This is a genomic window from Streptomyces sp. RP5T, from assembly GCF_003933965.1.
In the GTDB taxonomy this organism is placed as follows: Bacteria; Actinomycetota; Actinomycetes; order Streptomycetales; family Streptomycetaceae; genus Streptomyces.
The window spans coordinates 1-13,796 of record NZ_RSAJ01000033.1 but is presented as its reverse complement, the minus strand read 5'-3'; the positions used below and the strand labels follow the sequence as shown (position 1 = coordinate 13,796).

At 68.2% G+C, this 13,796-nt stretch carries 11 protein-coding genes; 6 read left to right on the top strand and 5 right to left on the bottom strand.

The annotated features are described in order from the left end of the window. Positions 1-203: 203 nt before the first annotated feature. The 5 genes from EHS43_RS06010 (at position 204) to EHS43_RS05990 (ending at position 8,152) form a co-directional block, all read left to right on the top strand. On the top strand, positions 204-3,047 hold the full coding sequence (locus EHS43_RS06010; RefSeq protein WP_125189488.1) for a DUF4157 domain-containing protein: 2,844 nt from the start codon (positions 204-206) through the stop codon (positions 3,045-3,047). 56 nt (positions 3,048-3,103) lie between these two features. Next, a complete protein-coding gene (locus tag EHS43_RS06005; RefSeq protein ID WP_125189487.1) occupies positions 3,104-4,759 on the top strand; it encodes a Hint domain-containing protein in 1,656 nt (551 codons plus the stop codon). A gap of 521 nt (positions 4,760-5,280) precedes the next feature. Beyond that, on the top strand, positions 5,281-6,258 hold the full coding sequence (locus EHS43_RS06000) for a hypothetical protein (RefSeq protein ID WP_125189486.1): 978 nt from the start codon (positions 5,281-5,283) through the stop codon (positions 6,256-6,258). Next, on the top strand, positions 6,186-6,671 hold the full coding sequence (locus EHS43_RS05995) for a hypothetical protein (protein WP_125189485.1): 486 nt from the start codon (positions 6,186-6,188) through the stop codon (positions 6,669-6,671). The genes EHS43_RS06000 and EHS43_RS05995 overlap by 73 nt, the downstream gene beginning before the upstream one ends. 164 nt (positions 6,672-6,835) lie before the next feature. Then, entirely contained in the window at positions 6,836-8,152 is a 1,317-nt protein-coding gene (locus EHS43_RS05990; RefSeq protein ID WP_125189484.1) for a helix-turn-helix transcriptional regulator, read from the top strand. A gap of 309 nt (positions 8,153-8,461) precedes the next feature. On the opposite strand, the gene EHS43_RS05985 is transcribed toward EHS43_RS05990, so the two are convergent. The 4 genes from EHS43_RS05985 to EHS43_RS05970 form a co-directional block, all read right to left on the bottom strand. Beyond that, complete coding sequence (locus EHS43_RS05985) at positions 8,462-8,842, bottom strand: hypothetical protein (RefSeq protein WP_125189483.1); 381 nt, start codon at positions 8,840-8,842, stop codon at positions 8,462-8,464. A gap of 95 nt (positions 8,843-8,937) precedes the next feature. Next, positions 8,938-9,465, bottom strand: coding sequence for a hypothetical protein (locus tag EHS43_RS05980; RefSeq protein ID WP_125189482.1), 528 nt, complete (start codon positions 9,463-9,465; stop codon positions 8,938-8,940). Between the two features lie 34 nt (positions 9,466-9,499). After that, on the bottom strand, positions 9,500-10,339 hold the full coding sequence (gene trpA, locus EHS43_RS05975) for a tryptophan synthase subunit alpha (RefSeq protein WP_125189481.1): 840 nt from the start codon (positions 10,337-10,339) through the stop codon (positions 9,500-9,502). Between the two features lie 261 nt (positions 10,340-10,600). Further along, entirely contained in the window at positions 10,601-11,143 is a 543-nt protein-coding gene (locus EHS43_RS05970; RefSeq protein ID WP_125189480.1) for a hypothetical protein, read from the bottom strand. Positions 11,144-11,760: 617 nt separating this feature from the next. Between EHS43_RS05970 and EHS43_RS05965 the strand changes: the two genes are divergently transcribed. Then, positions 11,761-12,465, top strand: coding sequence for a TetR/AcrR family transcriptional regulator (locus EHS43_RS05965; RefSeq protein WP_125189479.1), 705 nt, complete (start codon positions 11,761-11,763; stop codon positions 12,463-12,465). A 65-nt stretch (positions 12,466-12,530) separates the two neighbouring features. Here the strand turns inward: EHS43_RS05965 and EHS43_RS05960 are convergent, their stop codons facing one another. Continuing rightward, positions 12,531-13,667, bottom strand: coding sequence for a cytochrome P450 (locus tag EHS43_RS05960; RefSeq protein WP_125189478.1), 1,137 nt, complete (start codon positions 13,665-13,667; stop codon positions 12,531-12,533). Between the last annotated feature and the right edge of the window lie 129 nt (positions 13,668-13,796).

Sequence of the window (13,796 nt, the reverse complement as noted above, 5' to 3'; positions counted from 1 at the left end):
CGCCTGGGTTTACCGGATGCCGGTTTTGCTCCGTTTGCCGCAATTCTGACTGCGGGCATAGCCTGGAGGAGCATCGACCAACGCTGCCGGGTCACGCGAGGTCGCGTCGCGGCCGAGCGTCACGCCGCTGATACGCCGCTGATTCAGCCCGAGTGGTTTCGCGTACGTTCCCGCGCTTTCGCTTCCTCCAGAGGTGCACACCTATGTCCGCAGCACTCGCAGACTTGAGACGACTCACCGGGCAGGGAGACCGGGTACCGCCCGATGTGCTCGACCGACTCGGGCGCAGCCTCGCCACGGACCTGTCCGCCCTGCAGGTGCACACCGGCCCCGACGCCGACCGGGCCGCCCGCGCCGTTGACGCCGAAGCGTTCGCCTGCGGCAGTCACGTCTTCTTCCGCGATGGCGCCTACCGACCGGACACCACTCCCGGGTTCCGACTGCTCGCCCACGAAGCGGCGCACGTCGTCCAGCAGGCGCGTGCCGCCGCCGGGCCGGGCACTATCACGGCCGGCCCGGCGGAGCGCGACGCGCAGCGATGCGCCGAACTGCTCGCGCGTGGGCGCCGCGCCGTCGCCCCGGGCCTCAGGCCGGTGACGGTGGAGCCCGGACTCTCGACGGTGATCCAGCGTCACTCGTCCTACGAGCACCGCGCACTGGGCGAAGTGCCCGTTGACGACCTCGTGGCGATCTGTGCCAGGGATGCGAAGCGTGACGCGGTGCTCGACCGGGAGATACGCCTGTTCGGGCTTTGGCGCGACGACCCGCTGAAGGTCGACGAGCAGCAGGTGGAGGGTTTGTGCCCGTGGATCCGCACGCTCCGATTGGGGAAGGACAACGTGCTCGCGACCTACGGGGAGCTCAACGCCCTGCCGGACTACCTTCCCGACGCCCCCGCGTTCGACAGTCTGCCGCAAGGCGTTCTGATCCCTATCCTGCAGGTAATCCGGCAGCAGTGCTACAACAAGCTCACCTTGCTGCGGACCGGAAACGATCCGAACGTCAGATTCGCGAGGGCGGCGTGCGAACCGTGGCAGATCAGTCAGATCAACAACGTGGTCGAGACGACGGGACTGGACGAGCTGACCCGTGGGATGGGCGTTCGCGGTGAGAACCACTACCAGGGGCTGCTGGCGCGCAACGCCTGCCACTTCGCCCCGTTCTCCTGGTACCGCTGGCAGACTTCGCACCTCATCGCCCGGGACCTGGCCAAGCAGGCGCACGAGCGGCACGACGACGAGCTCGCGCGACGCGCTTGGAAGTTCGCGGGCTACGCGGACCACTTCCTGCAGGACTCCTTCGCGGCCGGGCACTTGATCAACAAGACCCTGATCATGCAGTGGTTCATCGAGTGGGTCGCGAGCACGGACATCCCGGTGGCGGACTGGGACTTCATCAAGGACATGACCACGGTCCGACAGCCGGGCTTGGCGGGCCGGCGGATGTACGAACCGGGCTACCCGGGACCCTCCGACGACCCGCAGACCGCTCAGGAAGCGCTGTCCGTGGAGGACCGCGTCGCGGCCAGCCGGCTCGTGGCCGACCCGACGGGCGACCTCGACGGGACGTATCAGAGGTACCTGTTGTTCCTCTCCAGCGCTGCGGCGCAGCTCGCTTCGGCCAACCTGCACGACTACTACAACAACCACTCCCTGTGGGTCGCCTCACCGGACCACCAACAGCCCTACGAGGTGTGGGGTGACGCCACCCTCCTCACCGGCGGCAACGGCAGCGAGGGGGTACGGGTGACCGGTACGGCGTCGCGGATGTCAAGGGAAGCCATCAGGGAGACCATCGAGAAGGGCGCCACCTCCATCACCACCCAGAAGATCCGTGACCAGTTCCCGACGCAGGTCTACTCCACCCAAGCTGGTCTGCAGACCCTGGAAGCCTGGAACGACACCCAGCGGGCCTTCTGTGCGGACAGCCTGTTCCCCGCCTTCAAGTCCACCCTGGAGGACCTGCTGTTCAGATGCTTCTCCCCGCGCCTCGGTGTGGTGTCGCGGGACCAGGAGCTCGCCACGGTCTGGTGCGAGGACGCCGAAAGCGCCGGGTACAACCCGGTCAGCACGCTCACCTGCCGGGGGCGGGTGTTCGCCGGATCGAACGGCTACGTCTACGAGATCGACCCGGTCGGGGGGCACGTGCTGCGCAAGCTCCTGGTCACGGACTCCATCGGGGCGGGCGACTACGACACCCGGCTGGCGACCGACGGCACCACTCTGTTCGTGGGCGTACACGGCTACGTGTACGGGGTGAACCTGCAGACCTGGGGCAAGCCCTGGTACGTGAGCCTGAAGGGGTACGCACCGGCCAGCGTGCTGTTCGACCGGGGCCGCCTGTACGCCGGATCGAACGGCTACGTCTACGAGATCGACCCGGTCAAGGGGAGCCTGCTGCACCAGCTCCTGGTCACGGACTCCATCGGGGCGGGCGACTACGACACCCGGCTGGCGACCGACGGCACCACTCTGTTCGTGGGCGTACACGGCTACGTGTACGGGGTGAACCTGCAGACCTGGGGCAAGCCCTGGTACGTGAGCCTGAAGGGGTACGCACCGGCCAGCGTGCTGTTCGACCGGGGCCGCCTGTACGCCGGATCGAACGGCTACGTCTACGAGATCGACCCGGTCAAGGGGAGCCTGCTGCACCAGCTCCTGGTCACGGACCCTATCGGTGCCGGCGACTACGACACCCGGCTGGCGACCGACGGCACCACACTGTTCGTGGGCGTACACGGCTACGTGTACGGGGTGAACCTGCAGACCTGGAAGCAGCCCTGGTATGCGAGCCTGCACGGCTACGAGCGAGTGAGCCTGGCGCTCCACCAGCAGGTCGTGGTCGCCGGATCGAACGGCTACGTCTACGAGATCGACCCGAAGAGCGGCGTCATCCGCAACAGCAACCTGCTCACCTACCTCATCGGCGCCGGGAACTACGACACCAGGGTGACCACCGGAGAGCTCCCTGAGCCGTACGTCTACGCGGGCGTGCACGGCTATGACAACAAGGTGCTGGTCAACCCAGGCTGGCACAGGACCACTTGACCACTTCCGAAGAACTGGGCACCCAGTGATCCAGCGATGGGGAAACCGAGGTTCCCGTGATCACGAACGAAGACAGCCAAGCGATCGCACATCTCTCGACCGTGACGGGAGACCGTAAGAACGGCCTCCTCGACTTTTCGGACGAGCGCCAGTACCGAGCCGCGCTGGCGCTCCACAGCCTCGGCGGTCACACGCTGGAGACCCGCCCCGGGATGTTCGCGGCGCTGGCAGAGAGGCGCCACCGCCACCGCGCCAACGGCGGAGTGGCCGGTGAACAGCTGCCGCAGAGCGATCCTTTCGAGACCGGAGCGCAAGTCATCGACGTCAGCTGCCCCCCTGGCACCCAGACTCCCGCCGGGACCGGGTTCGTCGCCATCGTGGACGGCGCCGCGCAGGTGAACGCAACCATCAGCGTCTTCGACTCCCAGCAGAACCTCGTGGCCTGGGGCTCCGGTACCCAGTTCAACGAGGGCGAGTACATGCCGCTGTACGCGGAACCGCAGCCTGGTCAGACCGCCAAGCCGCCCTTGACGGCTCGCATCGCCTATTCCTTCCAGCCCCGGGGCTCCACAGACTGGAGGACCGGCGCCGTACAGCGCGACTTCAACCCCGGCGTCGAAGCCGACCCAGTGGTGGACCACCCGAAGAAGCACCAGCGGAAGGTTGCGACCGACTACATCCGGATCGCGCTCGGACGTGGGCAGAACGCACAGGACGACGTCGACTACTGGTACTGGTACAGCAGCAACCAGACCACCTACGCCCTGCCGTGGTGCGGGAGCGTGAGCTTCACCTCCCGACCGAAGCCGCTCAAATGGGGCCTCAACCCGACGATTATCGGCTACCTCGCCCGCAGCACTCCCGGGTCCGGCGGCTACCAGATGCTGAAGGTGAGTGAGGTCAGGAAGGTGTTCGACAGCCTCAGCGTCAGCGGCAACAAGCTCTCGTGGTACCTGGAGCCACCGGCCACCCAGTCGCCTTGGGGCGAGGGGGGCAACCCCTTGCTGTTCGGGGACCTCCGCTGGCCCAGCGGCGAAGCCGACTACCTGTTCATGCAGTACCTCGTCGACCTGGAAGGCCAAGGGCTTGCCGCATGCGCGACCGTGGCGAGCGCCGACACGCCAGATCAGAACCCGTTGGATGGAGTCACGTACATCCCGCGGATCCAGTTCCTCTACAGCTGCCTGGTCGCGGGCACGCCCATCCTGCTTGCGGACGGCTCCACGATCCCGATTGAAAACGTCGTGCGCGGCTCGGTCGTGCACTGCGGTGACGGCGTCGATCGCGAGGTCAGCTCGACCACGATCTTCAACTTCGGCGGTGACGTCCTGCGACTGCGAACCGAGAACAGCGGTGAGGTGGCACTGTCCGGCAACCATCCGGTGGTCACAGCGGACGGGCTGGTTCAGGCGCACGAACTGGTACCAGGCATCAAGGTACGGGCGCAGGGCGGCAAGGTCTCGGTCCTTGCATCGGTGGACCGCGAACACTACGAAGGTCAGCTGTGCAACCTTCGCCTGGACGAGTCAGCTGAACCTGATCCGGCGAAGAGCACGGTAATCGCCGGCGGGATCGAGGTCGGTGACTACGCGCTGCAGACGTCGCACGACCACTCGTACCGGACCGATCCCGCGCTCGTCCGGGCCATGCTCGACCCCCGCTACCACCCCGACTACGAGCACTACCTGAGCGAGATCGCGGCCGATCGCTGACCGCCAGGCAGCTGCCGCGGGTTCCTCGGAGCCCGCGGCAGCTCAACGAACGACGATCGCAGCATGAGCGTGCCAGCCAGGGCAGGCCCCCGGGGGACCTGAGTGGTTTCAGGTCGCCTTGATAAGGTTATGGGAACGTCCGGGGCTGTTCAGCGTGCCCGTCGGGCGAGGCGGCGGCTCATGACCGCGCTCATCGCCCACTTGATCACTGCCTCCGAGGTGTCGGTACGTGTCTCGTAGTTGCGGGCCAGTCGGCATGAGTGCATCAGCCACGCGCTCATGTCCGATCACACGGCAGAGAAGCCGAGTTGGACGCCATCGACGCTGACACGAAAGACTGCAGCACCAGGGGCCTCCTGTTGCTCGTTTGGATTCGACACCCACGAGCTGTGCGGGAGGCTCCGCTTTCATGCCGGGTCGGCCACGAGATCACCCGACCAAGTCGACAACGTCGAACTCACGCCCACCAAGATCGATAGAGCAACAGCTTCTCAGTCACTCGCTCGCGCCGCGCCGCTATCGTGCGTGAGGCCGCCCGGATCCGGACGCGGTGTCAACGCGCTGGCTACACGAACGAGCAGGCTGCGGCGGCAATCCGCGAGGCCCTACCAGAGGTCACGCGGCTGGAGGCGTGGCGCCTCGCCCTGGGCTGGTCCCGGGCGGACACCGTCACTCAAATCGCTGAGCTCTACCAGGCGGACGGGCTGATGCCACCGGGCTTATCGGAGTCGATGCTGTGCCGGTGGGAACACGACCCCGATGACTGGCCGGGCGGGGACTACGCGGTCATGCTGTGCCGCGTCTACCGAGCCCGTCCCGAGCAACTCGGCCTTCCTCAATCTCAGCGCGTACTGCCGTTGACCTCATGGACGGCGGACATGATCGGGTACGGTCGCCACGACGCCGGCGTCGCCGTGTCCCGCCGGCAGGAAGGGACGGAGCAGATGACCACCGATGCTGGGCTTCCATCTGTCAGAGAATCCCTCCAGCTGGCGCTCCTGGCCGAGCCTGACGGCAGCTCCCTGGTGGACGAGCTCGCCGAGGCGGCGGCCGACCACTACGCACTGAACTACTCCCGACACCCGGTTCCAGTGCTTTTCAAAGAAGTGCGCGCCACCCGCGCGCTGCTGGCAGCGGTGCTTGCCCCGGGCGGGGCAAGCACTGATCTGCAGCGCCAGGTCGGTCGGCTCTCCGCGCTGCTGGGCAACCTCGCCTTCCACCTGGAGGATCCTTCGGGCGCCCGCACCCACTTGGGCACCGCCGCCGCATACGCGAATCGGTGCGGTGACATGGCTCTGGCCGCATGGGCGTACGGGGCGCTGAGCATGGTGGCCCGCAGCACCGGCAACCCTCCTGCGGCCCTTGCCTACGCGGACCGCGGCACCGCCGCGGCACCCCGCGGGCTCCTTCGCGCCCAACTGCACGCATGGGGGCGCTGCCCAGCCTCGCCCAGCAGGGCCGTGACCGGGAAGCGAGTACCGCGCTCGAGGAAGCGCTGAACGAACTCGAAGCCGATCCAGTCGGTGAGGCGCCAGGCCGCTTCGGATTCGATGCCGCCGAGTTGGCGCTGCACCAGGCCGAGGCCGACCTTGCTCTCGGTCGCAACGAGCAGGCCCGCTCCCGCGCCGAGGTCTCCGCAGCCGCGTGCACGATCGGGACACCGGGATGGGCAGCCGCCACCCTGGCCCTGGCTCTGGCGGAGGCCTCGACGCAGCCGTCCGACGCCGCCCAGCGTGGTCTGGATGTCCTGGACCGCGTACCGCCCAGCCGCCTGCGCTCCACTGCGCGCGCCCGGCTGGGTCGACTGGACGTGCTGCTCGCCGCCCGTCCCGCTGACCATGTCGCTGACCTGCGCGAGCGCCTGCGCGTCCTGCCGCCGCCGGTCGACACCCATGGTGTCGCCTCCACCTGAAGCGAACTCCGACATCGCTCGGCCCCGAAGTCTCGCCGTCACCCCTCCCCCCGACCCGCACCGGCCTCAACTGCTGTCGACCCTCCCGGGTTTGAAGGAGTCCCGAAGGAGTCCCGGTTCCGTGATCTGTCACCGGCCGTCGCAGTGAGTGATTGGATGGATGCGTGGAAGAGACCACTCGTCACCCACTGGCCGTCGCGCGGATAGCGCGCGGAATGACGCAGGACGCGCTCGCCGGGAGAGTCCGCGCTGCGGCCCGCCAACACGGTCTGCGCTCAGGAACCGACAAGGCGCGCGTCCGCAAGTGGGAGCGCGGCGTGGCCCCCAACAGCGAGTCCCAGCTGTACATCGCCGAAGCGCTTGGCCTGCCCGTCGACATCGTCCGTGTCGATGACTGGCCGAACTGGCTGCCGCGCACCGCCGACGGCGTGGTCCCGCTCGGACCCCACAGCTCCGTGCCCGCCCTGAGAGAGGCCCTGCGAACAGCGATGGACCGCCGCACCTTCTTCACGATCTCCGGCGCCACCCTGTCCGCGTTGGCCGCGGACTGGGCCGCCGGCCCTACGAGCGCGCTCGCCCAGGTACGCGACGGCCAGCCAATCGGCGAGGACTTCGTCGCCTTCCTGGAGAGCACCACCAAGCAACTCGCCAGCCACGCCACGGAACAACGGCAGCACACCGCCACGCTGCTGGATGCCCACCTGTCCACAGTGACCGACCTGCTCGAACACGGCCGCTACACGCCCGCCCTCGCCCAGCGTCTGCATACCTTGGCAGCGTCCCTGTCTCAGACCGTCGCCTGGCACCGCTTCGACCTGGGCCGCCACACTCACGCCAGCCAGAACTGGATCGCCGGTCTGCACAACGCCCACGCAGCGGGGGACCACGATATGGGCGCCGGCCTCCTTGGCGACCTCGCATACCAGGCTGCTTGGCGCAATGATCACACCACCGCGGCAATCATCCTCAACCACGCCCTGACCCGCGCCCGCAACCCTGCCGCCCGCTGCCTGCTCCAGCTACGCCTCGCCCGCACCCTCGCCGCGCAGGGCGACCGCAGCGAACGACGCGCCGTGCTGCGGGCGCTTGCCGCAGCGGAGAAACACCTCAACGACGCAGGCGCCGAGCGGCCCGCCTGGTGCGCCTGGGTATCCGAAGCCGATCTCGCCGTGGACTCCGGACAGGCGCTCTTGGAACTGGGCGACACCGGCCGCGCCCACCAGCTCATCACCGAAGGCGAGCGACTGCTGCCCGCAGCCCGTGACAAGACCCGCGGTGTGTTCCTCGCCTACCGCGCCGCGAGCTATCTCGATCTGAAAGAACCCGAGCCCGCCGCGGCCGCCGCCACCCAGTCCCTGCTCTTGGCACGCCGCATCGGAGCACCCCGCTGTGTACAGCTCGTCGACGACCTGCTCCCCCGGTTCGAGCCCTACGCCCGCACGCAAGGCGTACCGGAACTCTTCCAACTCGCCGCCGTCTAGTGAAAATGCGTACGGGCTCGCACTTCACATGAGGTCTGGGACGAAGTGCGGGCCCCGACCGGGGGATCGTCGGGGCCCGCCGCCAGCTGTCCTACCGTGCTCCTCGCGAGCTTCAGGATCTGGCGAAGGGCCCGGCGGGGTGGCGGTCTTGGTGCTTCTTCTTCGAGGTGCCTACGGGTGTGGCCCGCCGGTCGTGCTCAGGCGCGCATCGCTCGAGTCGGGTTGGAACCAGCGGATGGTCTCAACCGCTCATGCCCCCCATAGCGCACGGGGCGCGGGGGTTGCTGGCGGGTGGCGTCGTCCCCGGTGTTAGCCGGCCGTGCCGACGTACAGGCGCTGGTTGAGGCCGGTGGCCCAGAAGTCGTAGCGGGTCCGCTCTCCCAAGTTCTTGCTGGACTTCACGCAGAAGCCCTTGCCCAGGTTGGCTGTCACCCGCCACACGAGCGTGTTCGTGTTCGCGTAGTAGACGCTGACCTTGGGCGCGAAGCCGTCCGCGCGGGTGTCGCACACGGTCAGCGTGTCGCCGTTCGCGACAAATTGCGCGGTGCCCCGCTTCACTCCGTTCGTGTCGACCATGGCCTTGGGGCCGAAGCTCCCCGCCTCGGCGACGCCGGTCGTGAGCATGAGGCAGGCGGCAGCCGCCGCGCCGATGCCCAGGGTTCGCGCCGCCAGGTTCTTCCGTATCTTCACCGTCGTTCCAATCTGATCTGTGTCTTCGTGCGCGGGACAGAGGTCTGGGAGGGGTTCGCCGGACTGCGGCGGGGCGCGTGCCAGGGACCGGTTCATCAGGCGAGGTGGGCCAGAGCCTTGGCGAGGAGCCCGATCAGCCCGATCAGCGGGATCAGTGCGACGTACGCCAGTGGGCGGCTGAGGAGAGGGCTGCCGGGGTCCATGTGCGACCGGCCGGGCAGCGGCACCGGCGGCGGCAGACGGCGCAGGCGGCGGTGGGCGACGGCGTTCGCCACCAGTGCCGCGGGGGCGGCGATGACCGGGGAAAGGGGGTTCCACCAGCCCAGGCACAGAGTCCGGACCGTGAGCTTGCGTATGAGCGCGGTGCCGCACGGTCTGCAGAAGGGACCGTCGATGGCCTGCCAGCGCATCAGCACCAGCAGGCCCTGGTGGGAGCGCACGGTGACGCAAGCGACCTCGGCCGCGGCACACGTGCGGCAGCGGACTGCGAGATCAAGTTCGGGGTTGCCGACGCTGTACCAGGCCACGGTGGACGGGGCGTTGCTCGCGTACCAGTCCGGGAGCGGGTACTCGGGGACGAAGCCGTTGTCGAGGCTGGTGTGCGGCTGATGGGGCAGGCTCACGAACGGATCTCCGGATCACTTCGAGAGGGCGGGCTCAGGCCGCGGCACGTCGGACACGGCGCACGGCCTGGGCGAAGTCGTGGCACGCTTCTGCGGCGGCCGAGGCTGGGACGCCGGGCCGCGCCTGCATGCAGCGAATGACGGCGGAGCCGACCACCACGGCGTCCGAGAAGCTCGAGGCATGGGCGGCTTGTTTGGGTGAACTGATGCCGATCCCGGTGGCGACCGGCAGGCCGGTGGCGTCGCGGAGGCGGCTCACGAGGCGCGGCAGATACGGGCTGAGGGTGCGTCGGGTGCCGGTCAGACCTGGTGTCGCGGGGGCGTAGGCCATGCCGGTCGTCGTTTCACCGAACTCGGCGAGACGCGCAGCGGATGCGTGGCGTGGGGCGAGGGCGACGTTGTACAGCCCGGCTTCGGCGGCTGCCTCGCGCCAGACGGGCGCCGAGGCTGCGGGGAGGTCGGGCACGAGTACGCCTGCTCCGCCGGCGGCGGCTAGCTCCCGGGCGAAGGTCTGCGGGCCGTAGGCCCGGATGGGCTCCCAGTAGGACATGACGAGGAGCGCAGCGGGGGTGCGCGCGGTCACCTCGCCGACGGCGGTGAACAGGTCCCGCATCTGGAAGCCCTCTGAGCCGGCGAGTGCTTGCGCGGTGGCCTGCTGGATGACGGGTCCATCCAGGTGGGGATGATGGTGCGGAACGCCCAACTCGAGCACGTCCGCGTGCTCGGCCGCTTGAAGAAGAACGTCGCGGCTGGCCGTACGGCTCGGGTAGCCGACGGGCAGGTAGACGGCGAGCGCAGCGCGCTGCTCTTCGCGACTGATCGCGAGCGCGTAGTCGAGTCGGGCAGCGGACCAGGACACGGGTGAGGTGCGCATGATGGCCTCTCGGGTGGGCCAATCTGGTGGGGCGGCTGGGGGATTCGGGCCTGACGGCGGGTCTCCGGGCGGCAAGGGCACCCGCCCGAGACCAGAAGCCGTTCTTGGTTGCCGGCCCAAGCCCAGGGAATGCCGGGCGGTTCTCGGCACCATGGAGTTGTGCGATGAACCGAGGCCGGTCAGGAGGCCGACAGTGTCAGCGGGTGATGGGGGCTGCGCCTGTTTGCGTGCGCCTCGAGTAGCGGGCCGGTGAGGTCCTGTTCAGACGCTGGGTGAACCGGTGAACTGGTAGTTGCGGTACGACTTGCCGTCGTTGTTCCAGTCGAGCCGGAGCGTGGTGTCGGCGTAGACGCGCTTGCTGGTCTTGAACTTGATGGTGGGCGTCGTCCAGGAGCCGTTCCCGGCGGAGTTGGAATGCTCCAGCTTGTACTCGATGTCGTAGGTCGCGGTCTTCACGGTGGCGCCGCTGTCGGGCCGGACCAGGAAGAGGCGGAGTTGCGCGGCGTCGAACGTCGAGGTGTTTCCGGAGTAGGACGGCGGGGCGTCCCAGCTGAGGGTGGCCTTGCCGTAGGCGTAGCCACCGGACCTCGCGGCGCAGGCCTTGATCTTGACGTCCCAGTTGTCGGGCCAGGGGCCGTTGTAGCCGGCGTCATCGATGGTCTTGCTGCTGGTCTTGCAGCTCCAGGACAGTGCCGAGGCGGGTGTGGTCATCGCGACCGTGGCGCCCAGGGCGCTCATGGCCACGGTGGAGGCCACGAGGGTGGTCCGCAGGGTCTTTCGGTGGTGCGTCGACAAATGGCGCACAGCAACCTCCTGTTGAGGGTGCTGGGGCTCCAGCCCAGGAGTTGCGCCCAGTCCTGCTGTGAGCAGAACAGGTGCGGCTATCCTGGTGCGAGGCGTGCGACAACACGCCTCTGTGGCACCCCAGCGGGTTCGTGGGTTCGAGCTCTGGGTGCGGGCGGCTCTCGCGAGCCGCCACTGGTGGCCGTGTTCTGCGACAACAGGACACGGCCACATTCAGTTGTTTGCCGAGCGTGACTCGCGACGAGTCGAAGGCGGGGCGTGCCTCTCCTGCGACAACAGGAGAGGCATGTCCCTGCCAGCCATCCAGATGAGCGGCGCACGGGCCCGGTGGCCCGAGGTGTCCTGGCTCACGCGCCCTGGAATGCGTGAGTCTCGGAGGCTGCACCGCCTCCCCGACCCTCAAAACAAGGTCAGTCACCTGGTTTGGTTACGGAGACTCAATCATGTGCGGAGCGAAAGAATCAACGGCGGCGTAGTGCGCGCAGTGATGATGCGACTAACCTCATCGCTTACTGTCCGCACACAGAGATCTCTCATGCGCTGTGAGTGGTTTTGTGTCGGTCCGGGCCCTGCAGTCCGGATGTGGGCGGTAACCGGTTTGGAACTCAGGAGGCACGGTGGCACGGCAGCCAGTTCAAGCCCGAGCGCGGGCGAAGTACGACGCGATCTTCAAAGCTGCCGCAGAGCTGTTCGCCGAGCAGGGGTTCGCCGCGACGTCGGTCGACCAGATCCTGGACCGGGCGGGCGCCTCCAGGGGATCCTTGTACAACCTCTGGAAAGACAAGGACGAGCTCGCGTACAGCGTGGTCACCGAGTCGCTGATCATTGACTCGATCACTCCGGCCCAGCCCCTCCTTCAGAGCGTCGTGGACGCGTCGATTCTTCTGGCTGTGCTGACGCCTCGTGTGACGGTGATCAGGGCGGCGAACCGGCTGGCGACGGAGCAGGGGAAGGCCTTTTTCGGGTACCTCTGGCGGGCGTACACCCCGGTGATCACCGAGCTGATGACGCATGCCAGGGATCTGGGGGAGCTTCAGCCGGGAGTGGAACCGGGTGACTGGGCAGGCCTGTGGATCGACGCGTGGGTCGGTCTGGACCTGCGCTTCAGGGAGAACTACGGCGAGCTGGCGGCTGCGGTGGCCGTGCTCAACCAGCAGATGACGCGCTCCGTGGCGACTCCGGAAACGCTGGCAAAGTTGCAGCTCTCCGTCGGACGTGGCCACGAGCTGATCTCCACCTCCCAGCATGCGGAGGCCTATTTCGCCTCCCTGCAGGAGGATCTGAAGGCGAAGCGCGATGCCGCGCCGGAGCCCACAAGCTGATCCGCGGGTCGTGCGTTTCGGGGGGTGCAGCCCGCTGCACCCCCCGAAACGCGTCTTGCGGTGCGTCAGCCCAGCCGGACGGGGATCTTCGTGAATCCGTTGGCGATGAAGGAGGGCGGCTGGGGCAGCTGCTGGGTGTCGGCCGCCAGACGGGCCTTGGGGAAGCGGTTCAGCCAGCGAGAGACGGCGATGATTACTTCGCGCCGGGCCAGTGGAGCGCCTGGGCATACGTGCGGTCCGTGGCCGAACGCGAGGTGCTTGCGGCGGGTGGGTCGGCGGACGTCGTAGACGCCGGGTGCGGTGTGGACGCTCGGATCTATGCCGGCGGCCGCGGTGTGGATCAGGATCGGTTCGCCTTTGCGGAACGTCTGGCCGCTTGCGGCATCGTCGAAATCGCGGACGGCGAAGCGCAGTGGGACGCTGGCCGCCGGGGGCTGCAGTCGCAGGCTTTCGTCCAGAGCGTCCTCCAGGGATGCCTCCCCGCTGACCACGAGGGCGCGCTGGGCCGGCTGCGTCAGCAGGTGCACGATCAGCGTGCCGATGGCGTGCACCGTGGTTTCGGTGGCCGCGATGACGACCAGCATCAGCTGCGCCAGGAGCTCTTCATCGGACAACGGGTCGTTGCCCTGTCCTGCGGCGCGGATCAGGTCACTGACCAGGTCGTCACCGAGCCGGGTACGCCTGGCGGCAACCATCTCCCCCAGCAGCGCCAGCACCGTGTCCATGGAGCGTTGCATGTCCGCGGGGCCTGCCGAGGTGTCGAACAGACCCGTCGCCGCACGGCCGAACTGGCCCATGCGTGACGACGGCACGCCCATCAGCCGCGTGACGACCTGTTGCGGGATCCGCAGGGCGAAGGCGGGCACCAGGTCCACGATGCCGGGGTCTGCCGCGAGGATTTCCAGGTCGTTGAGGGCTTCCTCGACGATGGTTTCGATCACTGGTGTCATCTCGCGCACCCGGCGAGGCGTGAGGCCGGCTTGGATCGGGGCGCGCAGCCGGGCATGCTCCTCACCTTCGGCGTTGAGTGCGTTGCGGGGTCCGGCCCACTGACGGAGCACGCCGTCGACGGCAAGGCTGCCGTCGCGGAAGCCGGGCCAGTGGTCGGCGTTGCGGCTGACGTCGTTTCCTGCGGCGAGGCGCTGAGCGAGGTCGTAGGCGACGACGACCCGGGCTTGCACGCCGCCCGGTAGTACGGCCATGGGGGCGGGGCCGTACTGGTGCAGGGTGCTGCCCTCGGCGGCGTTGCTCCGTCCAGGGGCGGACCCCTTCAGGTGGAACGGGCACCCGTGGGGGGGCGACTGAGGACGGCCGCTGCGGGCGCGTGGCAG